The following is a 23,769-nucleotide window of genomic DNA, read 5'->3' as shown; positions in this document are numbered from 1 at the left end:
AAATTAGGTGTATTATGCGGATTTTTTACGGTCAATCAATACAGCAATAGCGATGACTATCCCTTTTACTACCATTTGATAAAATGAGTTAACCCCCAGCAAGTTCAAGCCATTGTTTAGTGTACCGATGATAAGCACACCAATTAACGTACCTACGATTCGTCCGCGTCCTCCCGAGAGACTTGTTCCACCTAATACGACAGCCGCAATGGCGTCCAATTCATAAGAAGTACCTGCTGTCGGTTGCGCCGAGTTCAAACGCGAAGTCAAGATAGCTCCCGCCAATGCAGAGAGCATTCCAGCCAGAGAGTAAATCCAAATTTTTACACGCGGTACTTTAATACCAGATACAATCGAAGCCTTCTCGTTACCACCAATGGCATACGTTTTACGTCCGAATGGTGTTTTATGCAAAATGATCCATAGGACAGCAAAGGTAATGAGCATCGTAATCGCTGGAACCGGAATACCGAACTGATAGCCACGACCGAACAATTGAAATACCAGACTGTCCCCGAGTCCTGTAATAGGGTTACCATTGGTATAAACGAGTGTCAATCCTCTGAAAATGGTCATGGTTGCTAGTGTAGCGATGAACGGAGCCATTTTACCCTTCGTAATCATCAAGCCGTTGACCATCCCCATCACGCCACCCAATGCACAGCCGATGATAATCGCCAAAATAGGATCGAACCCGGCCAGCATCATATTTGCGACAAACGCACTGGATAGTGCTAATATGGAGCCGACTGACAAATCTATTCCGCCTGTGAGAATAACGAAGGTCATGCCGAACGCAATCAACGCATTAATGGATACCTGGCGCAATAAATTCAAAATATTAAGCGGTTCCAAAAAGCTGGGATTTAAGACCGATACGATAATCACCAAAATAATGAGTCCCAACAACGGGCCAAGCTTCTGTGTGATTTGTGACATTTGAAAGCCTTTGCTGCTTTTTGATTCATTCATAGTTGTCATATTACTGTCCTCCTGTAGCTAGCGTCATAATATTTTCTTGTGTGGCTTCTTCCCTGCTCAGCTCTCCGCTGATCTTTCCCTCGTGCACCACGACAATACGATCGCTCATGCCGAGTACCTCAGGGAGTTCCGAGGATACCATGATAATCGCGACTCCACGTTCGGTCAGCTCGTTCATCAACTGGTAGATTTCCCGCTTGGCTCCCACATCCACACCTCTCGTCGGTTCGTCAAGAATGAGTACATTTGGACCAATACCTACCCATTTGGCAATAACCACCTTTTGCTGATTACCACCTGACAAACTGCGAACCGTTGTTTCACCCGATTGGGTTTTAATTTGTAAGCGCTTAATTAAAGTGTTAACAAAATCCAACTCTTTTTTACCTGAAATAAATCCTTTTGAGGTAAAGCTGAAGAGATTTGGCAGCACCATATTTTCCCGAATGGAAAAATCCAGAACCAAGCCCTCATCTTTTCGGTCTTCTGTAATGAAGCCAATCCCTAGTTTCACCGCGTCATCCGGCTTGCGAATAGTCACCTTTTTTCCACGTACATGGATCTCACCACGATCCAAAGCATCCAGTCCAAATAACGCCCTCATGATCTCGGTTCGTCCCGAGCCCATCAAGCCTGAAAAACCTACAATTTCACCAGACCGCACAGTAAAATTCACATTTTCAAACAAGCCTTTATGCGTGGCATTTTTGACCTCCAGCACCACTTCTCCCAAAGCGGGCGTTCTTACCGGATAGCGTTCAGTCAGCTCTCTACCTACCATTTTCCGTACAACTTCATCAAAATTCGTATCGGGAATCGCCTGAGTATCCACCGTTTTCCCGTCACGCATGATGGTAATCCGATCACAGATCGCGAATATCTCCTCCATCCGATGTGAAATATACACGATCGAAACACCATCTTTTTTCAAAGAAGTAATAACCTCGAACAGCTTCTGAATTTCACGTTCGGTTAAGGCGGCTGTCGGCTCATCCATCACGATAACTTTAGCATCCGTCATGAGTGCTTTGGCTATTTCAATCATCTGCTGTTGACCCACTGAACACTCGCCTGCTTCACCGTTTAATGGAAGGTTTACCGAAAGATTGCTGAATTGCTCATTTGCTAGCGCTTTCATTTTAGAGCTGTCTAGTAAGCCCCACTTGGATGTCATTTCCTTGCCGATAAACAGATTTTCCAGCACGGTCATCTCCGGCCACACATTCAGTTCCTGGTGAATAAAAGCAATTCCTTTTTGTTCCGCTTCTTTGGGGTCGGCAAAATAGGTTTCCTGACCGTCAATGATGATCGTTCCCTCATCTCGCCGATGCAGTCCGATTAAAATATTCATCAGCGTTGATTTTCCTGCACCATTTTCACCCATAAGGGCATGTACTTCTCCTTGACGAAGATCAAAGTCAACACCACTCAGTACCTGATTGGTTCCAAAGGCTTTGTGAATTCCTTTCATTTGAATCTGCATGCTGTACCCTCCTTTTTATTCAACATTGATTTATCCAAAATGAACTCCTGCTTGCAAAATACAATTGGCAAATGGCTTAGCCTCTCCTGTACGAATGACCGCCTTCGCATAACGGGTCAGCTCCTTGAATTGTTCATGAGAGCAAAACTCAATGACGGCAGCCTGCTTATTAATCTGTGGATGTTCTAATTGCTCCCCTGCAAAGTTGCGCATAATATACTGCAATGCTTGTTCATTTTCTTGTTTGATTTCTTCGGCCAGCGTTACTTTTTCGATCACCATATCTACTGCAATGACATCAACAACGTCCTGAAAGGATGGAACACCCAGTTTAAGGGCCAAATCAATTTTGGTAACGCCTTCAGGAACAGGTAAGCCGGCATCAGCCACGACAATATAGTCTGTGTGGCCGAGATCCGACAGTATTTTGGATATATGACTGTTGAGGATTCCATGTTTCTTCATATTATATTTGCTCCTCCACTTCACGACGGGTTGGCATTCCACCTTGGGCTCCAAATTTGGTTACGGACAATGACGCAGCACGATTAGCAAATTTCACACTGTCGGCCAGCGATTTTCCTTCGGCCAGTGCCACTGCAAAAGCAGCGTTAAACGTATCTCCTGCACCTGTTGTATCAACGGCTTCTACTTTATAAGTAGGAACCACGACTTCCTGTTCTCCGTCGAAGAATCGTACACCGTTGCTGCCCTCAGTCACAAACAGCTTGTTGGGATATTTACGCAACGCTTCTTGCAGGCTCATATCCTTAAACATAATGGCAGCTTCATGCTCGTTTGGGGTAATGTAGGTCGCATTCGCAATTACGCTTTCTTCCACTTCACGAGCCGGGGCTGGATTCAGCAACAAGGGTATCTGGTATTTCGCACAAATCTCGCTTACGTAAACAACCGTTTCTGTTGGTATTTCCTGTTGAATTAGCACAATATCCGAACTTCGGATGACGTCAAGCGCTTCTTCCACATAGGCGGGTGTCACTTCATTATTTGCTGCTTTTACCACGACAATACTGTTATCACCTTCAGCTAATACAATATGCGCTGTACCGCTTTCCATATGTGTAACCGGTTTCACATAGCCAGTATGAACATGATTTTCTTCAAAATTTCGTAAAATCTGTTCTCCAAAATGGTCATCCCCTACACGTCCAATCATCGTAACGTCTGCTCCGAGTCGTGCTGCGGCTACTGCCTGATTGGCTCCTTTACCTCCAGGTACGGTTGTAAAGCTTTCACCCAATACCGTTTCACCAGCACCGGGACGTTTGGACGAAGTAACTACAAGATCCATAGAACTGCTTCCGATAATCGAAATTTTAGCCATCATAATCCACCTTTCTCGTCGTTTCCCGTTCTATAAATTTGACGGGCAATTGTATGCTTGAATAGGTAAGTACTTTCGAATGAAGATTAGGTACGCTTGACTTCGTTACTTGTGACTGTTCAATCAACTGAATGAGTAGTCCTGCTGCTTCCCAGCCCATTTCATAAGCAGGTTGTCGGATCGTTGACAAAGGCGGGAATAACAAACTGCTTAATGGTATATCATCAAACCCGATAATTTGAACATCATCCGGGATTTTCTTTCCTAATCTATGTGCCTCATGCATCACCGCTGTAGCCACGATATCGTTACTTGCGATAACTCCGTCCGTATCCGGGTACTTGCTAAACAGCTCTTTGGCCCACGACTCGGCCTCCTTGAACGAAAAGGAAGTTGTCTCGACCACATGGTAAGCAATTCCGGATTGCTGAAGCTCTTCAACCGCCCCGCGAAAACGGTCTTGTGCTGGACGAATATGTGCAGGGCCTTGCATGACTGTAATTTGTTTGCTGCCGCGGGCAACCATTTCTTGAGCAGCCAAGCAACCGCCATGGGCTCCATCCGCATATACGGAGAGGCTGTCACTGGAAGTTCGATCGAGAAAAACGACCGGGATCTTCAGTTTAGCGTAACAGTCGGCATCGGGATCATTGGTAGAAGAAATAACACCAACGACATTATTTTGAACAAAAGTATCCATGTAATCCAATTCTTTTTGGCGATCTTCATCACTATTACCGAAAATAATCCGAAAATCATTTTCCTGCATTCGATCCTCCACCCCACGAGCTAACAAGGGAAAGTAAGGGTTCGTAATATCCGGCAGCAGCAGGCCGATTAATCTGGATTTCTTTTTATACAAAGAACGTGCAACTTCATTGGGCTTGTAATTTAACTGCCTCACAGCAGCCTCTACCTTTCGCCGTGTATCCTCATGTACATATCCAGTTTCATTAATAACTCTGGATACGGTCGCTACGGAAACACCTGCAAAGCTGGCGACTTCTTTAATTGTTGTCATAGTGTAGGTTCAACTCCAATGTGTAACCGGTTACACATATAAAATATCATAGCATTAATTTTTTGACAAGCATTAATTATTTGCACGTTGAATGCTTTAGCTTTATAATTCTTATTGTAACTAATGAAGTTCCACCTTTATACACATTCTAAAGTGGGGAGCACCACTCCCGGTTACTCAATAAAATACGTATACATGGAGGCTTTTTCCTGATGAATATTGAAGTATGGTCTGATTATATGTGCCCATTCTGTTATATTGGCAAACGCCGTTTGGAGCAAGTATTACAGAAATTTCCACATCGCAATGAGGTGAAATTGACATTCAAGAGTTTCGAATTGAACCCGGATGCTGTGAGAGATAGCGGTAAAACGATCAATGAAGAACTATCCGCTAAATATGGGGTCAGTCTGCAAGAGGCTCAGGCTATGAATGATCGAATGAACGAAAACGCACGCTCTGCGGGTCTTGATTATAATATTCATGCCATGGTGCCGACGAACTCTCTTGATGCTCACCGCTTAACACTTTGGGCTCAAACACAAGGCAAAATGCTGGAGCTGAGCGAGCGTTTATTCCAGGCTGTATTCATCGAAGGCAAGCATACAGGGGATCATGAAGTGCTGGTAGCGCTGGCTACTGAGGTTGGTTTGGATCAAAAGGAAGCGGCTGCTATATTAGCCAGTGATCGTTTTACCGACGAAGTTAGAGCTGATGAATCCGAAGGCGCTGAGTTAGGTGTTCAGGGTGTGCCATTCTTTGTATTTGATCGAAAATTTGCTGTTTCTGGTGCCCAGCCGGAGGAAGTATTCCATGATGCGCTTCAAAAAGCATGGGATGAACGCTCACCTTTCACCATGATAAGCGGCAGCTCGTCCAAACAAGATGCAGGTGGTATATGTACCGATGAGGGTTGTGAGCTTCCAGGCCGTGAATGAAGATTTTCTATTCCCTAGATAAATTTTAAAAAAGCGTGCCAGCACCCAATTAAACCTGAGCTGGCACGCATCTTTATTTTATAACGATTTAATCATTCCGCCATCCACAAGGATGGTGCTCCCTGTCAAATAGGATGAAGCTGAAGACGCCAGAAAAGCAACAACTTTACCGAACTCTTCAGGCTCTCCATACCGCCCCAATGGAATGCCCTCTTCTGCTTGTTTACGAACCTGATCTGTCGTTTGCTGGGTTTTCTCAGCTCGATGCTCGTCCAAGCTACGCACGCGATCGGTTGCAATTCTCCCCGGTGCTACAGTATGTACCAGAATATTATGAGGAGCTAATTCCAGAGACAATGTTTTCGCCAATCCAGCGACTCCCGTACGTAGCGTATTTGAAATGATTAACCCCGGAATTGGCTGTTTAACTGAGGAAGAAGCAATATTTAAAATCCTACCGTTTTGTTGTTTTTTCATATAAGGTAACACCTCACGGATCAACCGGATATGACTAAGTAAATTTTGTTCAAAGGCCTGCATCCACACTTCATCTGTAAAATCATCAAAGGTACCGGCAGGAGGCCCACCCGCATTGTTAACCAAAATATCAACGGTGCCAAACAAATCAGCTGTACGGCGGATGGCCTGGGAGATATGTTCTGGTTTTGTTACATCGCAAACTACATATTCAACGCGGCCACTCGCTGTTTCCAGTAATTCCGCCTGCGTCCGCTGAAGCTCTGCTTCGTTCCGTCCTGAAATGACGACATTCGCACCCTCGCGTGCCAGCTCCCGTGCGCTTGCCTTGCCGAGTCCTTTACTGGAACCTGCAACAAAGGCTATTTTTCCCGTTAATCCTAAATCCATCTATAACACTTCCTTTTCTCAGTGTTCTCTATTTAATTGTACACATGACCAGCACATAATGCGAATAGCTTGGTAGTATCATGAAGGCTATCTATCTTCTCACCATTAAAAAGAATACGAAATCATTAATTGCAAGGTAAAACAAAAAGGCCTGACATTTAGTCAGGGGCCCTTTTTGCTTTACAAAATTTTGTTTGTTTACAACACGTTATGATGTTGATGTAGTAGTTGTTGTTGGCTGCTCGTATACAACAACGGACTGGCTCTCAGGCTCCCATTTAACATTTGTCCCCAAGGCCTCTCCGATTACCCTTACAGGTACCATTGTCGTCCCATCCACTATGGATGCTGGCTGCTCGATAGAATACGGCTGACCGTTAATATATGCTTTCGGACTGTTAACAAATAATTTGACGGACACGCCGTTACGGGTGACAGTAACAGCCTTTTCTTTCGGATCCCAGGAAACCTTTGCATCCAAAGCTTCGGAAGCTGTTCTAAACGGAACAAGTGTGGTCCCCTTGCGGTTAATCGGTTTGGCATCGTATTCTTCACCATTCACGAACAGCTTCATACCCGACGGCCGTCCAGCCTTCTTCGAGAATTCACCGAGCTTTTTGTAGCTGTCCAGGTCGGACACATTAGCCAGTACCGCCTCCTCCTGCATGTATACGGCATCTGTCACATTTCCGTTTTCAGCCAGTAGCTCAGCTGCTTCAGTCAGTGCTTTACCAGAATTCCGAATCAATTCAAGTTCAGCAACCTGCTCTGGAGTCAAACGGTCCGGGTATTTCGTAAGCAGCAGATTCGCAATAACCGCTCCTGCCGGCTTATCCTTTGTATTTTCTACCGCGTGAAGCAGACCCTTGTAACCGTTGCGTCCCTTGTGACCATTATGGTCTTTGGACTCTTCGTACGTATCATCCGTTACTGCAACAGGTTCGGTTTTTCTGATTTCTGCGTGTTTTTCTTTTTTACTGTTTTCATCCTTTTTACCGGATGCTTTGTCCTTTTGTTTTTTGGACTGATCATTGTCTGAGTCATGGGGATTGATTAGCTCTTCCCCGCTCTTTTCATTCCCGTCTTTTACAGACGTCTTTGATTCCTGTTTGTTCTCCTGATCATTTCCGCGTCCCTGCTTGGCTTCAGCGGTTCCCGCTGCCAATCCCAAGACCAGTATACACGCTAGTAAAGCTGTCCAAGTGTTTCTCATGATGCGATTCCTCCTTATAGTAAAGACCGGGCTCAAATGTCCCTAGATGTATTAACGGCTTCTCTAAGCTGATTTTTTATCTTTTCTTTAACTAATGTGTGAGACACCAATATAGCCGCAGTCCAGATTGCCAAAAACCACAATAAAATTTTATTATACGCCTAACCTATTTACAAAGTATAATGAGAATTACACATGCATTTTTAAGTATCAGCCTTTACATTCGCATAATAGAAAGAAGATGAAACAGATATGTTCGGCACCATTCTTTTGGACGTTGTTTTACCTATTTTTGTACTTATCGGTTTTGGTTGTATCATGCAATATTATTTTCGACTGGATTTGTATACCTTAGCTAAAATCAATTTTTACTATATCACCCCCGCAGTTGTGTTTACGGGTCTTTATAACTCGGAAATTTCTTTAATGCTCATGGGTGAGGTTTCACTTTTTTATGCCTTGTACATAGCTATTCTGTACGTAATCAGCACTACTGTCGCCAGATCTCTGAAATACAGTCCCGGAATGCGTGGAGCTTTTACAAATAGTGTAATGCTAGATAATTCAGGAAATTATGGTCTGCCAATCAATCAGTTGGTGTTCAAAGGTGACCCTTTGGCCATTTCCGTTCAAGCTCTGATTATGACCTTTCAAAGCTTTGTCACATTTACATACGGCACTTTTGTTGTGCAAAACGGCAAGGCCAATACTCGAAAAATATTAATTAATTTTTTAAAAATGCCTGTTCCCTATGCGCTTGCGCTAGGTTTGCTCCTAAATCTGCTGCATAGTCCATTGCCTAATTTACTGGCTGAACCTTTGAGTTATATTAGTCAGTCGATGGTTGCTGTGGCTCTGCTTACTTTGGGAGCACAAATTGTGCAATATCCCTTTCGTTTGCGCCGGACAGCCGTGTACATCAGTATGGTACTACGCCTGATTGCTGGTCCAATAGTCGGTTTTATGCTCGTCTTGCTGCTGGGTCTTAAGGGGATTCCCGCTCAAGCCTTGCTCATTGCATCGGGTATGCCTACCGGTGTTAATACAAGTATTTTGGCGGAAGAATATAAAAATGAACCCGATTTTGCCGCACAAACAGTATTACTTTCCACGATTGTGAATGTCATTACGATGACCCTGTTAATTTCAGCATCCCGTCATCTTGTTTGAGGTGTATGATCAATATAAAAAATGGATTAGAAACGTTTTTTGTCTAAGGGCACGAGCGTTTCCTTTTCAAGACAAAAGAACATATGTTCCCATTTAGTATTTCCTTTTTCTACTTACAGTGGTGTGTTTGTTTTGTGGATATCGTATGCGAGATAGAGTTTTTTTTCTATTATGAATTTTTCATATAGTGAAATAATTATGCTCTTTAATTTGAATCTCTATTATCTGCCTGTTTTCAATTTGTCGTTGCTTTTTCCCTAAAAAAGAATGCGGGACAACAAGGTCATCAAAAATAAAGCCAGCTCACTCATTAGAGTGGCTGACTTAGGATTATCCTTATTAAGGTTTAGGGCTCAATTCCCCATTGCTTGCTTCCAGACAGGTAAGCGGTTATTTTAGCAGAATCTTGTAAACTGTTTGCTGTGGGATTAAATGAATAATCATCGGTTTGCGTGTAACTGCTCCAGTCCTCTTTGGATATCCGGGTTTGCAACTCCACACTTTGACCGGGCTCTAAAGAACTCGCAGCTGAGTTAAACCCGATTTCTGCATAAGAATCTGCCCCTGGCTTCGCATTGGATAATGTTTTGAAGCTAGCAATCACATTCCCTGTACCGACGCTCGACCAATCCGTGAAGAAATTTTGTGCTTTCTCCCCGTTAATGGTGTAATAATAACGCAATGTCATGTCTGCTAGGGAAATTGATGAGGTTCCCGTATTGGTTATTTTAAATTTGGAACTGATTGTATTGCTTGTGGCGGATACATTCCCATTGAAGGCTTGCACCTTCAGAACGCCCTCGCCTGTTCCCGGCTCACTTGGCGTATCCCCTTTCACCGTAATCGTGAACAACGCATCAGTGCCTGTACTAAAATGGAAGTTGAGCGTGGTCTCTCCTTTAGGAAGTTTCGATAAATACTTGTTAGTAAGAACGACTGTTTCTTCACTAACTGTATAATCTTCACCCTTGTTCAGCACCACGCTCCCCTGCTTGATCGCTTCTAGCGTATTACCGTTAAGTGTAAGCTTGACAGTAATATCGGTATTGCTGTTATCTACTCCATAGGTTGCAGTCGTTGGTGTAATACTTGCTTGCCCGGTAGATGGCTGATCACCACCCACACGATCTGCTACCAGAATGCCGCGGCCATTCGTTCCCAGATAAGCACGTCCGTAAACCCGAGGGTCCCCAATAATTTTGGTCACTCGAGCATATTGATGCTTGTCATCATTAATGCGCGCCCAGTTTGCGCCAGCATCGTCCGAACGGTAAAATCCACGTGTACCATCAATTTTACCAACGATAAATACCGCTGCATTCGTACGGTTCGGCGCTGCCTTACCAAAGCCTACAAAATCCGCTTCCTGCACATTAGAGAGCTTGGTGAACGTAGCGCCAGAATCCTTGGAATGCCATAAGCCATATGGCCCTCCATCCTCGGAGCCTCCGGCGAACCATACATCTCCTTCTGCTCCTCGTACAGCATCAATATCAGCATTGCCTGCTGTCGGTAAGCCAGTTACCGCTGATGGCGTAAAGGATACCCCTCCATTGGTGCTCACATATATTTTCCCGGAGGCAAATGCGTAATATTTATTAGGGTTCACTCGATCAGAGACGATCTTTGCATTCGCTGGAATCCCTGTGCTTGCTGTCCATGCGTTGCCGCCAGTTTTGGAGTAGAACACACCTTTGTCCGATGTACTCCACAGCAAGCCATTCCCATCTGCCGCTACGGCGATGCTGCCTCCTCCTGCTGTACCGGAAGGCTCGCTATTTGCCTTATACCAGTTGGCTCCGCCATCATTGGAAAAACCGATGGATTTGGCATTTGAATCTTTTTTATAATCCGCTTTACCCACCCGGGCCATAAAAGAAGGATTCAGCTCGGCATAATCGATGCTTTCGCTGCTTGTAAAGGTCGGATTATCCAGCATTTTAGCTGGAGCCTTGAACAGATCGTCATGCCTGAAACCAGAGACATCACCTACTGCGCTCACCAAAGGCGCGCCAACTGGAGGGCTCACCAAATCCAAAATGGCTGTTTCCTCTACCCCTTTAGCGGCTACTGAAATATCCAGCTTTCCTCCTTTATCCCAATTGGTCAGGTTTTTAGAGCCATAAATCGTAGCTCCGGTGCCATACAGCATATGGTCTGAATTAAATGGATCTATCTCCAGATCTCCGATCATCCACCCTAGCTTGGGTGATGCTTCCGGTGGAGCAGGGTTGGCATTGAAAGTCAGCCAAGGCGCACCGCTTATATCCAGATTGTATTTCAGCTTGCGAGACGGATAACCATCGAATTCCCAAATAGGACTCCAGGTTGCTCCACTATCCGTGCTGCGATAAATTGTTTCATCCGGCCACCAGGCATTCAAGGTAGCAACCATAAGTGTACCTGGCTTCTGGGCATCCACCGTCAGTCCACCATATCCAAAATGATTGTCCGCGCTGCTGCTACCAATAGGGCTAATGTTAGTCCACTGCCCGCTTGCTGTATTCAATTTCCACAGTTCACCCTTTGTTCCGTCATATGGACCAGCTCCATCGCTATAAGAAATATACAAGTTGCCGTCCGCTGATAAAACGCCGTGATGTGGCAAATAGCCCGTAGGCTGTCCCGCTATAGCAGACCAGGTTGTCCCGCCATCTGTACTGCGATAGACACTTTGCTTTTTATCTGCAACACCTACATAGATCGTCTGCGTTGCTTTACTGGAAGAGCCTGTTTTTTTGTCAAAGGTAATCCAGGCCAAACCGACAATGTCGCTGGTATATTCATTGGAAGGGTCCTGTACATACGTCCCTGGATTCGGGAAACTGCTCACCTTGCTCCAAGTTGCTCCGAAGTCAGAGCTTTTCCATAGTCCATTACCACTTCGAGCTCCAAAGAACAAAATATTATTCTTATTTGGATCAATCGTCAGACGTTCACCCATTGAACGCCCCGGCATATTGCCCCCCACCTTAAAAGGAAGCTTGGTTGTCTGCCACGTATTACCCCTGTCGGTGGAACGCATAATCTGCCCGTTTTCTTTATCCCATGAATTAGTATACGTACCTGTAGCTATATATACACGATTCGGATCAATAGGATCGGTCGCCAGTGCATCGACACCATTTTTGTTCCAATCCTCCCAGCCCACAGAATCCGTCAGCGGAACCCAGCTCTCATTGGCAGCATTCCAGCGGTAAGCTCCTCCAATATCTGTACGGGCATAGATTAGGTCTTTTTCCGTTTCATTAAAAATAATGCCAGGTACAAAACCACCACCTCCACCCGTAACGACACTTTTCCAACTGTAATCGTCACTTGGAGCAGCATGAGCCGGTGCTATCATTCCTGTCCAGGAAGCACCCGCTACCACAAGCGCCAAACAAGCAATTCTCAACCTGTTTTTTGCCTTAGTCAATGAATTCAACCTCCTTCTTCAATATCATTTGAATATGCGAGTCATTTTGAGATCAAAGTAATCAGCCGATTCTGAATACGTTCCTATCGTTATCGTTGCTTCTCACAAATCTGACAAATGTTTTCTCAGGCTCACCCCCATTCAACCAATATATACGGTGCGATACTCGTTTTGTTAGCGCTTACATCGGTGTCTTGCTCAATAGATTCGTCATCTTTTTCTCATTTCCTTGTGCGAAAAATCAAGATAATGCAATATTATCTCCTGCTCCTCAGCTTATAATATGAGGTTTGGACTTCCTTCAGAGTTAACACCTTTTATTTAATTCTATTATGAATTTTTCATATAATGAATTAATTACTTCATTTTCATTCTTTATGGGTGTCAAAATACTTTGATTTACAACAAAAAACCGCGCTATGCGCGGTTCCAGCTTCAGTTGCTTCCGTTAATACTGTCGTCAGTCATAAACATATGCATATTATTGCAAGTATTCAAGCGCCAGAGCTAAAAAAATATGTCCTGAGACGAGCAATGCTCGCTCATCAAAATCAAAGTGAGGATGGTGATGAGCAAAATGCGTTCGTTCATCCTCATTGCGTGCACCCACATGAATGAATGCTCCCGGTCGCTGCTCCAAATAATAAGCAAAATCCTCTGCTCCCATGACCGGCTTCAAATTCAAAAAAGCGTCTGCTCCATACAGTCTGCCAATAAGCTCGCGTACACGTTCCGTTTCGGCTTCGGCATTCACCAAAGAAGGATAGCCATTCAAATAGTCAATTTCGTATCCGGCATGATAAGCCTCAGTCAACCCCTTGACGATACTGCGAATTTCATTCTCGACTTCCTTACGCACTTCCTTATTAAACGTACGTACAGTCCCTTCAATTTTGGCCTTATCTGCAATCACATTAAAGGCAGTTCCAGCTTGAAATACCCCAATCGTTAACACTGCTGATTCAATAGGGTCCACCCTGCGACTAACCACCTGCTGCAACCCGTTCACAATTTGACTGCCGATAACAATAGAGTCCACCGTCTGATGCGGTCGTGCGCCATGCCCGCCTTTACCGTTGATCTGGATCGTAAACGCGTCGACAGCCGCCATCGCAGGCCCACTCTTTAATCCAATTTTACCAAGCGGAATTTCAGATGCGAGGTGAATACCGTATACCGCCTCTACCCCATCCAGACAGCCATCCTCAATCATAAACTTGGCTCCACCAGGCGGTTTTTCTTCTGCATGTTGAAAAATAAACACAAGCTTTCCCTTCAACGCCTCACGGTTATGGCTCAATACGCGTGCCACTCCAAGTAACGCAGCCGTGTGACCATCATGTCCGCAGGCATGCATAACACCCGGAACGGTCGATTTATAAGGCACATCCTTTTCATCCTGAATGGGAAGCGCATCAAAATCAGCACGAAATGCAATCGTTCTACCTGGCTGACCGCCTTCTAAAAACCCGAGCACACCGTTTCCACCCACATTCGTTCTTACCTCAATGCCAAAAGAGCGCAATTGATCGGCGATAAATGCAGACGTATTCGTTTCTTCAAAAGAAAGCTCGGGATGCTGATGTAGATGTCTTCTCCATGCAATCAGCTCTTGTTCACCATCTTTTAATTCCTGAACCCATTTTTCTAGCATAATACCCTCTTTTCCTATTGAATTTATATACTTCTATCCTTATCTTACCATGAACGGCCTATAGAATGTAGTTCTCTTATCATGCCGATAGTAGATCAAAGGGGTGTCTTGAACCTAGGACGGGTAATGACAAGCGGCATAATGTCCTGTGCTAATCGCTGTCAGTTCAGGTACTTCCTCACGGCAACGCGAGGTCGCTAGTGGACAGCGGGTATGAAAACGACAGCCGGATGGAGGCTTCGCAGGCGAAGGAATCTCACCTTGTATCGTAATTAGCTCCCGGCGGTTTTTCGGATTTGGATTAGGTATCGAGGCAACAAGCCCTCGGGTATACGGATGGGCAGGATGCCTGAACAACTCATCACTTGGCGCAATTTCTACAAGTTTTCCCAAGTACATAACCCCTATCCGATCTGAAATATGGCGGACTATATGCAATCCGTGTGCGATAAACAAATAGGTCGTATCCAGCTTACGCTGTAAGTCCTGAAGCAGATTGACAATTTGCGCCTGAACGGAAACATCCAAAGCCGACACTGCCTCATCCGCCAAAATAAACTGCGGTTGCAGAGCAATGGCACGGGCTATCCCGATTCGTTGGCGCTGTCCTCCCGAAAATTCATGCGGAAATCGCGTAACTAGCGAAGGTGATAATCCAACAGCGCTCAAGAGTTCCTCCACCCGTTCCTGCTTTGCCTTGCCATTCAGCCCTTCATGAACTGCAAGCGGCTCTCCTATGATATCTCCTACACTCCACCGTGGATCAAGAGATCCGTAGGGGTCTTGAAAAATCATCTGCATATCACGACGAACGGATCGCAACTCAGAATTTCCTAAACGTGTTAGCTCCTGATTCTGGAACCATACCTGCCCGGAGGTCGGCCGTTCCAGCTGCATCAGCATCCGGCCTAAAGTAGACTTACCACTGCCGGATTCTCCGACCAAACCAAAGGTTTCGCCCTTTCGAATTGAAAACGATACATCATCCACCGCCCGGATCGAAGTACCAGTCCGACCGGGAAAGCTTTTTTTCACCGGATAATACTTGCGAAGTCCATCCACCCGAAACAAGTCCTGCTTGTTCTGGACATTTTCCATGATAGTCTCATTGGATTCAGGGGAGTTCTTTACCTGCATGCCATGAATGCTCACCTTAGCCCCATCAACAGCAGATACGTTCGTCACTTCTTCCTTTACTTCGGTTGCCTTTGCAACAGCATCTGCTGTGATCTGCCCTTTCACAGATAGCTCTGTAATACGCCAATCACCGGACGTAGCCAATTGCTCGGAATGCCAGCAAGCTACCTCGCGTTCATCCTTGGCTGCCAGCGGTGGCGCTTCGTTTTTGCATTGATCCGTCGCGTGCGGACATCGCGGGTGAAACAAGCAGCCGGAAGGCAATGCACTCAGGCTGGGAATTGCCCCTGGGATCGAAAAGAGCTTGCTGCTGCGATCTGTATCCAGTGTTGCCACCGAACGAAGCAACCCTCTAGTGTAAGGGTGCAATGGCAGCTCGAACAGTTCTTCCGTTGCTGCCTGCTCCACGACTCGACCAGCATACATCACAACAATTCGATCCGCTACCTCTGCCGCAATACCCAAATCATGCGTAATCAACAGAATCGACATGTTGAATTCTGCCTTTAATTCCTGAAGCAATTGCAGAATTTGTGACTGAATCGTTACATCCAGCGCCGTTGTTGGTTCATCCGCTATTAGCAGCTCAGGGCCACATGAAAGTGCCATTGCAATCATTGCCCGTTGTAGCATCCCACCGGACAGTTCTCCGGGGTACTGCTTCATACGAAGTTCTGGTTCAGGAATCCCTACCCTGTTCAGCAAATGAACCGCATGAGTCCATGCTTGCTTTCGTGTCTTCCGGTTATGCTCCATGATGATTTCTATCAGTTGATACCCGATAGTGTACACCGGATCAAACGCCGACATCGGCTCCTGAAATACCATCGCCATCTTTTTGCCACGAAGTGAGCGTAATTCCTGCTGCGACAAAACGGTCAAATCTATGCCCTGCAACCGTATTTGTCCTTGGGCAATTCGTCCGTTTTCATAATCGATTAGCCGCATAATCGCCTTGGAGGTAATCGTTTTTCCGCTGCCGGATTCACCGACGAGGCAGACCGTTTCTCCCGCCCCGATCGTTAGTGATACGTTGTCGAGTGCTTGCAGCAAACCTTTTTTAGTGTGAAAATCGACCGACAAATGTTCAATCTCCAGCAATGATGACAAACGAACTCCCTCCTTCTATAGCACTTAAGAATAGGCTGCCTGATGCTAGTTTGCATTCTTTTTCGGGTCCAACTGGTCTCTCAGCTTGTCACCCAAAATATTGACTGACAACACAAATAACGTAATGGCTAGGCCAGGAAAGGTACATATCCACCAAGCTACTGTCAAATATCCTCGTCCTTGAGACAATACTGTTCCCCAATCCGGAATTTCCTTTACTGTGCCAAGTCCCAGAAAGCTTAATCCTGATCCGGCCAAAATAGCGCTACCGATGCCAAGCGTCGCCATCACGAGCAAAGGGGACAAGGAATTAGGAAGCACATGACGCCAAAAGATCCCGAAGGGTGTAACTCCGATGGAACGTGAAGCCGTGACGTAAGAACGTTCTTTTATACTCATAATTTGACCGCGCATAACTCTTGCATAACCGGGGACAGCAGATATGGCTACCGCCAGCACAATATTGAACAAACTTGGGCCAAGAGCCGCCGCAATCGCCAAAGCCAGCAGAATGCCAGGAATAGTCATCAAAATATCAATAAATCGCATCAGTATCGAATCCACTGTACCGCCAATGTAACCTGAGAGCGCACCAATAATTCCACCCACCAGACTGCCGACGAGTACCGACATAAAGCCAATAAACAGAGAATCCCGACTTCCGTGAACAACCAGACTGAATACATCCCGCCCAAAATAGTCCGTTCCGAACCAGTGAGAAGCACTTGGGCCTTGTAAAATATGGTCGCTTAACATTTCTGTGGGTGCATAAGAAGCAATCCATTGTGGAAACGCCGCACAGGCGATTACGAACACAATAATTAGTCCCGCCGCATATACGAACCCATCCGACACTCCACCGAACCGCAACTTTCCAGTTTGCCGAGCTACCCGCAGCTTTCTTTCTTTCCAAATTGTTTTGGCAGCCATTGTTTCTCTCAACCGTCTTCCTCCTCCCTGAATCCTTCCGGCTTACGCCGAGCGTCTAACCCTTGGATCAATGAACGTATACGATATATCCACCAGCAGATTTACGATCACATACATGATGGCAGAGAACAATACAACTCCCTGCACAACTGGCAAGTCTTTAGCCATAATTGCATCCGCAATTAAACGCCCAATGCCTTGCCGCGAAAATACCGTCTCACTCACAACTGCTCCGGCCAGCATTTCTCCCATCAGCATCCCGATCATCGTTATCGCTGGAATCAACGCATTGCGTAGCGCATGGCGATACATAATAACCTTCTCAGACAAACCCTTGGAACGGAGCGTTACGATGAACTGCTCATTAATGACCTCCAGCATACTGTTGCGCACCATTCTGACAATGAACCCTGCACCGACAATGCCCAAAGTGAGAGACGGAAGCACAAGGGTTTTCCAACCATCCGAGCCCATAGCAGGCAGCCATCCCAAGTGAATAGAGAAAATAAGCAACAGCAGAATGCCTGACCAGAATGTGGGCATAGAAATGCCGAACAATCCAACGATTCGTGCGATGATATCAATCGGCTTATCCCGATGAATGGCTGACAGCACTCCAAGCAGGACACCGATAATGACCGAAATAGCAGAACCGGCAAGCGTCAGCGCCAGTGTAGGCGGAAGATTGACCCATATTTTAGGCAGCACCGGATCAGCATTGAGCAGTGATTTTCCAAAATCACCTTGTAGCAGATTTCCGAAATAGTTTAAAAACTGAACATGAAAAGGCTGATCCACTCCCAGCTTATGACGCAAATTGGCGATCATCTCTGGCGTGGCCGTTGAAGGGTCAAGAATCGAATCCACCGGGTCCCCCGGAAGCAGATACAAAATACTGAATACCAAAATATAGGAACCCAGAATGACCAACAAAGAAGTAACCAGTCTTGCTGCAACAGCTCTGATCATAGCCCACACTCCTTCCCGTCTGAATGGTCCCCAGATACTATTTAGCAATACTATTTTTGAATACGCACATCGTTAAAGAGCGGATAACCCACTACATCGAATTTGAGACCCTGGACAGACTTGGCGGCTCCAACCGTATAAGGGAAAACATAAATAGGAATGATGACGGCCTGATCGCGGATTAGCTGTTGCACCTTTTTGTAAATCTCCTCCCGATTGGCATCATCCTTTTCAATAGCTCCCTGCTCCAACAGCTTGTCGACTTCTGGATTGGAGAAGTTAGGCAGTGTAGGCCGCTGATTTGGTGCCGCGGTATGGTAAAAAGCATATAATGCGTTCGGGTCCACATTGACCTGGCTATTTCCGTAGAAATCATAGTTTCCGTTCGTATATACAACTGTTGCAATATCCTTGGTTATTTCAATCTTCACATCAATACCGATTTTCTTCAGCTGCTGCTGAATAATGGCTGCAATGTCGTTCCGTTTTTCACGGTTCGGAGTGCCGTCTACATAATGCAGCGTCAGGCGTTGTCCATCCTTCACCCGGAAACCATCCGCTCCCTTAACCCATCCCAACTCATCCAGTAACTGATTGGCCTTGTTAAGATCAGGCTGTAAGCCGTTTTCCAGTGATTTATCATATCCAAAAATACCTGGAGTAAGTGGCGACCAAGCCTGTTCATAAGTTCCTAGATACAGTGTTTTGACGATCGTCTCCACATCAATACCATATTGCAATGCCTGCCTCGCCTTCAATTCATTCCACGGTGTCTTCTTTTGGTTAATGAACAGCGTGTATGGCAAGCCTAGAGTATTGACCTGCAACAATTGGAAATTAGGGTCACTCTTCAACGTTAAAATATTCTGCGGTGGGACGGTTTCAGCGGCCAAAGCCTGCCCACTCTGCACACTGCCGATCCGGGTTGCCTCCTCCGGAACAATTTTAAAGGTCACGCTGTCCAAATACGGCGCTCCCTGATTTTCAATAGTTTCCGGTGCCCATTTGTAATCCGGGTTACGTTCGATTTTGATTTCTGCATTTTCGTCCCATTTTACAAACTTAAAAGGGCCTGTACCCACAGGATGCTTACCGAATTGATCTCCATATTTTTTAACTCCTGCCGGAGAAACAATGGCTACAGCCGGAACACTTAAATTGCTCAAAAATGCTTGCGATGGTCGTTTCAGATTCAATTTAATCGTGTATTCGTCAATCACCTGTGAGGACTCATAGGGAGCCAGCAAGTTAGCGGCATTACCTACTACGGCTTGCGGATCAATAATCCGATCATAGCTAAATTTAACAGCTTCCGCATTGAACGGAGTTCCGTCATGGAACTTAATGTCCTTGCGCAGCTTGAATGTATAGCTTTTGCCATCCTCGGAAACGCTCCATTCGGTTGCCAGCCAAGGCTTAATCGTATTATCCGGCAGCTTTACCACCAAATTATCGAATATCGCACGATATACCCGAGATGCTACTGCCAATCCACTCTTATGTGGGTCCAGTGAATCCGGCGATGTTGCCAGGGCATAGGTAAGATCTCCGCCTTCTGCAGCTTGCCCGTCTACTGCTGCATTTGCATCGGTATTCGTAGAATTGGCTCCGCTATTACCCGAGCATGCTGATAAGACTAGCACCATCGACAGGGTTAAAGCTGCCATTTTTGCAAATCGACTTGTTCGTTTCACGAAAAACACTCTCCGATCTGATAGATGATGTTATGATTACATTGCATTTTGGGAGCCGATGTTCCATTGTCGATAATTCCAATCTGATATATATGAATTATGTTAATAACTGTATACCTGCGTTTTTCTAGTGTCAATGCAGGTTCTAATTGGAATGATCTATAGATGGATAGAAGACTTGAATTGACAACAAAAAAGAGCCGATAGGATACTCTCCCCGACTCTTTTTTATTACTGATTTTTCTATTGTGAATTTTTCAGGTATTGAAAAACTGACTTATATTCCCTCTTACCGGATGTGTTTGTTCCCTGTACTCACCTTTCGTATAGCTTCCAATCACCTTACGCCAAAAGGATTGTGCCGGCCTATTGGTGCTCATTTGGGTCACCTTCCAACGTCCGTTAAAACGTCCAAACAGCTCATGAGCCGCCCAAGTCCCAACCCCATTATGCCGATAAGGACGAAGTACAAAGAACTCAGCCATGTAGTAGTCAGCTTCTCGATTGCTGGACATTCGGTCAACGAGTGCAAAGCCCACAGGAATATCCTGTCTCCAAATCAGAAAAGGTAGCTTCTGTTCACCGCTCGTCCAATATTGATACAAGTCTGGATAAGCCGGGAATGTACCCTTCTCAGTGACATCAATTCGAAGATAGGCTGTAAAATCGTATAAATAAAATTGCATGAGCTGTACAATAATGTCCTTTTGCGACTCCGGTACACTCTTAATAGACAGCTTCAGTTCCGATTTGATATTATACCCCATACTTTCACCTCTCTTGGCGGTTCAATCTGTTCTTTAACTTCGAATTACATCCCATCCAGTGCTGTGCAAAATATGCTAAAATACATATATATTATGACCGGACGAGGTGGAACCCAATGAATATACAAAAGATCATCGACCGGCGCAAACTAGATGAAAAAATGCCGGGATTACCATGGTACGTGCAGCAATTTATGGATTACAAGCTGCCCGACCTGTCCCCTTCCACATTACTAGAATATGTGCGGGATTACGAAGCTTTCTTTTCATGGCTTCGCTCGGAAGGCTTGTCTACTGGAGAAACAAATGCCCAAGTTACACTGGAAGAATTGGAGACACTTCATATGGACAGTATTACAGGCTTTCGATTATTCCTGTCTACGAAGCGCGAAGGCTCCAACTCCCGTATTACCATTTCACGTAAGCTATCGTCCCTGCGTTCGCTTTTTCATTATTTGAGTCAGATCGCTGAGGATGAAAATTTTTATCCATTGCTCAAACGCAACATTATGGCCAAGGTCGAAATCAAGCGTATACATAAACCCAAGGATACGGCGGCCAAGCTTAAAGGTAAAATACTGGAAGAGGAAGAACTGCTTGAATTCATCGGTTATATTTATGAAGGCTATGGTCAGGATTTGGCCGATAACAAGCAGGCGTTATACTCCTATGAACTAAATAAGGAACGGGATGCCTGCATCGCCAGCCTCATTTTGAACTCAGGCCTGCGCGTATCTGAAATCGTCAATCTGAATCTAGATGATTTAGACATAAACAATAAATTATTATATGTGTACCGCAAAGGCAATAACGACGAAACCTTTAAAACGCCGGTGTATTTCCGCGAGCAATCCAAAGATGATCTCATACTTTATTTGTCCCTGAGACATACCCGTTACCGCGCCCCAAAAAAAGAAAAAGCTCTCTTTGTCGCACGTCCTAACGGCAGTACAGAAGACAAACGGATGACCAAAAGAGCGATTCAGGCAATGATCATCAAGTACGCCAAGCGTTTCGGCAAGCCTTACCTTACCGTGCATAAGCTTCGTCATTCCTTTGCTACTGATTATTATTTACAAAATGATATTTACAAAACAAAGGAACAACTGGGGCACGCTTCGACAGAAACAACAGAAGTGTATGCCCACCTGACTGACAAAACCATGTCCCAGGCGATCGAACGGCGGGTAGAGACTCTAACCGACTCAGCCGATTGATGTCTCACCCCTGCTTATTCCTCATTCCTTCTATCTGCTTTTGAATCTGTTCGAGTAGCCAGCGGCCTGCGGGTCCGTTGGCCTCGGCAGGAAATATCTGTATCATTTCATCTGAGTAGTGACCTTGAGCCCAATCCATTTGATGCTCCCAAACCGCTATCCCCTGCACATTTGTCAGCTTATCGGTAAGCTGAGCATCCGATTGTTCCCGCACCATGACCAGCTTTGGATAATCCTCCTGCTTGAAGCCTTCCAGCAACACACAATCATAGGCCTGAAAATGCCGGATCAGACTGGTGACAGGCTGACTATGCTCCTCTAAAATGGCTGTTCTTCCAGCCGAAACAATAGCTACGCCTTCAGCACCCACCTGTCGGTGCTTGTACGTATCTGTACCCTCATGATCCATTTCAAATTCATGTCCATCATGCTTGATCACTGCTACGCGTAGACCTGACTTCTGCACATAACGAATCAACCCTCCGAGAAAGGTCGTTTTCCCCGTATTTTTGAATCCGACGATTTGACATACAAATGGATGTTTCGTATTCACGTTACCTGTCCACCTTGTAATACCAGTACTCGCACCTCTTCACCTTCGCATAATCCTTCTGTTGTAGGAGGAATTACGATCAGACAGTCGCTGTCCTTAATGGTCACCATGACACTGGATTCATCTACTCGCGCAGGAATCGCGTATACTTGCCCACCACGTATCTCCAGAGAGCTGCGTACAAAGCGTGTATAGTTGTTTACCTTCGTATAATCTGCGCCTAACTTCGCCGTCCAGGTTTGTAAATATGGATGTGCCGAAGATAACATCATTTGGATCGTCGGCCGTACAAACAGCTCACAGCCTACAAAGCACGCACCGGGGTTGCCTGAAAGCGCAAATAACAGCTTGCCGTCAATCACTGCGGCTGTGGTCACACTTCCTGGACGCATCGTAACCTTGTTGAACAGCATATTCACATCTTCCTGTCGTACCAGGTCACCCATAATATCAAAATCCCCCACCGATACTCCTCCACTCGTGACCACGATATCATAGGCAGCTATCGCTTCACGTACAGAGGTACGGGCAAGGCTCAAATCATCATGAATGGCTTGTAAAATGAACGGCTCTCCTCCTGCCTCTCTAATTTGAGAAGCCAGCATATATGTATTACTGTTTCGAATTTTCCCCGGTTGTAACGGCTCATCCACTGCAAGTAATTCCGATCCTGTAGAAAAAACGGCCACCCTAGGCTTTCTGTAAACAGGTACCTGATGTACTCCAAAAGTAGCCAGTACCGAGATGTGCCCTGCTCCCAGGCAGGTTCCCTTACTAAGCAAAAGCTGACCTTCCTGAATCTCATGACCAATCTGTGTCACATTTTTGCCAATCTCCATACGCTTCTTTAAGCCGACATATGTCTGTCCATTTTCCTCACGCAGCTGTGTTGCTTCCAGCATGACAACCGTGTCCGCTCCTTCAGGTAATTGCGCTCCTGTCATGATGCGGGCAGCCATTCCAGTCTCCACCCGCTTGTCCGATACGGTGCCACATGGAATTTCATCAATCACATGTAACCAGATTTCCTGACCGGACGAGCACACTTCAGTGTCCGATCCAAGGATCGCATAACCGTCCATACCTGAGCGACGAAAACGGGGATACGGGTGTGGTGCGGTCAAATCCACCGCCAAATAGCGTCCATGCGCCTGCTCCAGCTCTACGTCTTCCCTTTCACCCTGTTTAACATGGCTAGCTATCCTGCTTTGCGCCTCTTCCACCTGAACTGCTTTACGCTGGAATTTTTCTGCGTTTAATGATGTATGATTCATAATCTCACTCCGTTCTTCTAAAATGCCC

Annotated in this window: 19 protein-coding genes; 3 read left to right on the top strand and 16 right to left on the bottom strand. The window is 45.6% G+C overall.

Annotated elements, in window-relative coordinates; genetic code table 11:
* Window positions 1–12 precede the first annotated feature (12 nt).
* From NLX73_RS05310 to NLX73_RS05290, 5 genes are read right to left on the bottom strand one after another with little or no spacing between them, the layout of a single operon-like run.
* Window positions 13–981, bottom strand: a complete 969-nt coding sequence (locus tag NLX73_RS05310; RefSeq protein ID WP_013310465.1) for an ABC transporter permease subunit — start codon at window positions 979–981, stop codon at window positions 13–15.
* A 1-nt stretch (window position 982) separates the two neighbouring features.
* Window positions 983–2,464 (bottom strand): sugar ABC transporter ATP-binding protein, encoded by a 1,482-nt coding sequence (locus NLX73_RS05305; protein WP_254325532.1) that lies wholly within the window; start codon window positions 2,462–2,464, stop codon window positions 983–985.
* 30 nt (window positions 2,465–2,494) lie between these two features.
* Window positions 2,495–2,929, bottom strand: coding sequence for a D-ribose pyranase (gene rbsD / locus NLX73_RS05300; RefSeq protein WP_254325531.1), 435 nt, complete (start codon window positions 2,927–2,929; stop codon window positions 2,495–2,497).
* 1 nt (window position 2,930) lies between these two features.
* Window positions 2,931–3,809 (bottom strand): ribokinase, encoded by an 879-nt coding sequence (gene rbsK, locus NLX73_RS05295; protein ID WP_061828264.1) that lies wholly within the window; start codon window positions 3,807–3,809, stop codon window positions 2,931–2,933.
* Entirely contained in the window at window positions 3,802–4,830 is a 1,029-nt protein-coding gene (locus tag NLX73_RS05290) for a LacI family DNA-binding transcriptional regulator (protein ID WP_165176955.1), read from the bottom strand. Before NLX73_RS05290 ends, rbsK begins: the two co-directional genes overlap by 8 nt.
* A 212-nt stretch (window positions 4,831–5,042) precedes the next feature.
* Here NLX73_RS05290 and NLX73_RS05285 point away from each other — a divergent pair, with 212 nt between their 5' ends.
* The gene (locus tag NLX73_RS05285) at window positions 5,043–5,768 is read left to right on the top strand and encodes a DsbA family oxidoreductase (RefSeq protein WP_254325530.1); all 726 of its coding nucleotides are present in this window, start codon (window positions 5,043–5,045) and stop codon (window positions 5,766–5,768) included.
* Window positions 5,769–5,846: 78 nt separating this feature from the next.
* On the opposite strand, the gene NLX73_RS05280 is transcribed toward NLX73_RS05285, so the two are convergent.
* Window positions 5,847–6,635: an SDR family oxidoreductase gene (locus tag NLX73_RS05280; protein WP_165176959.1), complete on the bottom strand. Its 789-nt coding sequence runs from the start codon at window positions 6,633–6,635 to the stop codon at window positions 5,847–5,849.
* Between the two features lie 208 nt (window positions 6,636–6,843).
* Window positions 6,844–7,848, bottom strand: coding sequence for a copper amine oxidase N-terminal domain-containing protein (locus tag NLX73_RS05275; protein WP_254325529.1), 1,005 nt, complete (start codon window positions 7,846–7,848; stop codon window positions 6,844–6,846).
* A gap of 252 nt (window positions 7,849–8,100) precedes the next feature.
* On the opposite strand from NLX73_RS05275, the gene NLX73_RS05270 reads away from it, so the two are divergent.
* Window positions 8,101–9,018 carry an AEC family transporter gene (locus tag NLX73_RS05270; RefSeq protein ID WP_254325528.1) on the top strand — a complete coding sequence of 306 codons (918 nt, stop codon included), beginning with the start codon at window positions 8,101–8,103 and terminating at the stop codon, window positions 9,016–9,018.
* Between the two features lie 346 nt (window positions 9,019–9,364).
* On the opposite strand, the gene NLX73_RS05265 is transcribed toward NLX73_RS05270, so the two are convergent.
* The 7 genes from NLX73_RS05265 to NLX73_RS05235 all read right to left on the bottom strand — a co-directional run bounded on the left by NLX73_RS05265 (window position 9,365) and on the right by NLX73_RS05235 (window position 20,697).
* Window positions 9,365–12,436 carry a X2-like carbohydrate binding domain-containing protein gene (locus NLX73_RS05265; RefSeq protein ID WP_254325527.1) on the bottom strand — a complete coding sequence of 1,024 codons (3,072 nt, stop codon included), beginning with the start codon at window positions 12,434–12,436 and terminating at the stop codon, window positions 9,365–9,367.
* A gap of 481 nt (window positions 12,437–12,917) precedes the next feature.
* Window positions 12,918–14,090 carry a M20 metallopeptidase family protein gene (locus NLX73_RS05260; RefSeq protein WP_250261231.1) on the bottom strand — a complete coding sequence of 391 codons (1,173 nt, stop codon included), beginning with the start codon at window positions 14,088–14,090 and terminating at the stop codon, window positions 12,918–12,920.
* A gap of 114 nt (window positions 14,091–14,204) precedes the next feature.
* On the bottom strand, window positions 14,205–16,337 hold the full coding sequence (locus NLX73_RS05255; RefSeq protein ID WP_254325526.1) for an ABC transporter ATP-binding protein: 2,133 nt from the start codon (window positions 16,335–16,337) through the stop codon (window positions 14,205–14,207).
* A gap of 45 nt (window positions 16,338–16,382) precedes the next feature.
* Window positions 16,383–17,279 (bottom strand): ABC transporter permease, encoded by an 897-nt coding sequence (locus tag NLX73_RS05250; protein WP_254325525.1) that lies wholly within the window; start codon window positions 17,277–17,279, stop codon window positions 16,383–16,385.
* A gap of 30 nt (window positions 17,280–17,309) precedes the next feature.
* Window positions 17,310–18,236, bottom strand: coding sequence for an ABC transporter permease (locus NLX73_RS05245; protein ID WP_254325524.1), 927 nt, complete (start codon window positions 18,234–18,236; stop codon window positions 17,310–17,312).
* Window positions 18,237–18,286: 50 nt separating this feature from the next.
* Window positions 18,287–19,930 carry an ABC transporter substrate-binding protein gene (locus NLX73_RS05240; RefSeq protein WP_483311697.1) on the bottom strand — a complete coding sequence of 548 codons (1,644 nt, stop codon included), beginning with the start codon at window positions 19,928–19,930 and terminating at the stop codon, window positions 18,287–18,289.
* 257 nt (window positions 19,931–20,187) lie between these two features.
* Window positions 20,188–20,697, bottom strand: a complete 510-nt coding sequence (locus NLX73_RS05235) for a GNAT family N-acetyltransferase (protein ID WP_023988942.1) — start codon at window positions 20,695–20,697, stop codon at window positions 20,188–20,190.
* Between the two features lie 116 nt (window positions 20,698–20,813).
* Between NLX73_RS05235 and xerS the strand changes: the two genes are divergently transcribed.
* Entirely contained in the window at window positions 20,814–21,914 is a 1,101-nt protein-coding gene (gene xerS / locus NLX73_RS05230; RefSeq protein ID WP_254325523.1) for a tyrosine recombinase XerS, read from the top strand.
* Between the two features lie 4 nt (window positions 21,915–21,918).
* On the opposite strand, the gene mobB is transcribed toward xerS, so the two are convergent.
* On the bottom strand, window positions 21,919–22,467 hold the full coding sequence (gene mobB / locus NLX73_RS05225) for a molybdopterin-guanine dinucleotide biosynthesis protein B (protein WP_254325522.1): 549 nt from the start codon (window positions 22,465–22,467) through the stop codon (window positions 21,919–21,921).
* Complete coding sequence (locus NLX73_RS05220) at window positions 22,464–23,741, bottom strand: molybdopterin molybdotransferase MoeA (RefSeq protein ID WP_254325521.1); 1,278 nt, start codon at window positions 23,739–23,741, stop codon at window positions 22,464–22,466. Before NLX73_RS05220 ends, mobB begins: the two co-directional genes overlap by 4 nt.
* Between the last annotated feature and the right edge of the window lie 28 nt (window positions 23,742–23,769).

Origin of the sequence: Paenibacillus sp. CH40 (assembly GCF_024213605.1) — a bacterium.
Taxonomy (GTDB): domain Bacteria; phylum Bacillota; class Bacilli; order Paenibacillales; family Paenibacillaceae; genus Paenibacillus; species Paenibacillus polymyxa_B.
Note: the sequence above shows the minus strand (reverse complement) of the source record. Positions and strands in the feature narration are given on the sequence as shown.

Coding starts and splice junctions, on each gene's coding strand:
- NLX73_RS05275 (WP_254325529.1), bottom strand. CDS start 7,848: ATGAGAAACACTTGGACAGCTTTACTAGCGTGTATACTGGTCTTGGGA.
- NLX73_RS05270 (WP_254325528.1), top strand. CDS start 8,101: ATGTTCGGCACCATTCTTTTGGACGTTGTTTTACCTATTTTTGTACTT.
- NLX73_RS05280 (WP_165176959.1), bottom strand. CDS start 6,635: ATGGATTTAGGATTAACGGGAAAAATAGCCTTTGTTGCAGGTTCCAGT.
- rbsK (WP_061828264.1), bottom strand. CDS start 3,809: ATGGCTAAAATTTCGATTATCGGAAGCAGTTCTATGGATCTTGTAGTT.
- NLX73_RS05290 (WP_165176955.1), bottom strand. CDS start 4,830: ATGACAACAATTAAAGAAGTCGCCAGCTTTGCAGGTGTTTCCGTAGCG.
- NLX73_RS05260 (WP_250261231.1), bottom strand. CDS start 14,090: ATGCTAGAAAAATGGGTTCAGGAATTAAAAGATGGTGAACAAGAGCTG.
- rbsD (WP_254325531.1), bottom strand. CDS start 2,929: ATGAAGAAACATGGAATCCTCAACAGTCATATATCCAAAATACTGTCG.
- NLX73_RS05235 (WP_023988942.1), bottom strand. CDS start 20,697: ATGGGGTATAATATCAAATCGGAACTGAAGCTGTCTATTAAGAGTGTA.
- xerS (WP_254325523.1), top strand. CDS start 20,814: ATGAATATACAAAAGATCATCGACCGGCGCAAACTAGATGAAAAAATG.
- NLX73_RS05305 (WP_254325532.1), bottom strand. CDS start 2,464: ATGCAGATTCAAATGAAAGGAATTCACAAAGCCTTTGGAACCAATCAG.
- NLX73_RS05310 (WP_013310465.1), bottom strand. CDS start 981: ATGACAACTATGAATGAATCAAAAAGCAGCAAAGGCTTTCAAATGTCA.
- NLX73_RS05285 (WP_254325530.1), top strand. CDS start 5,043: ATGAATATTGAAGTATGGTCTGATTATATGTGCCCATTCTGTTATATT.
- NLX73_RS05220 (WP_254325521.1), bottom strand. CDS start 23,741: ATGAATCATACATCATTAAACGCAGAAAAATTCCAGCGTAAAGCAGTT.
- NLX73_RS05245 (WP_254325524.1), bottom strand. CDS start 18,236: ATGATCAGAGCTGTTGCAGCAAGACTGGTTACTTCTTTGTTGGTCATT.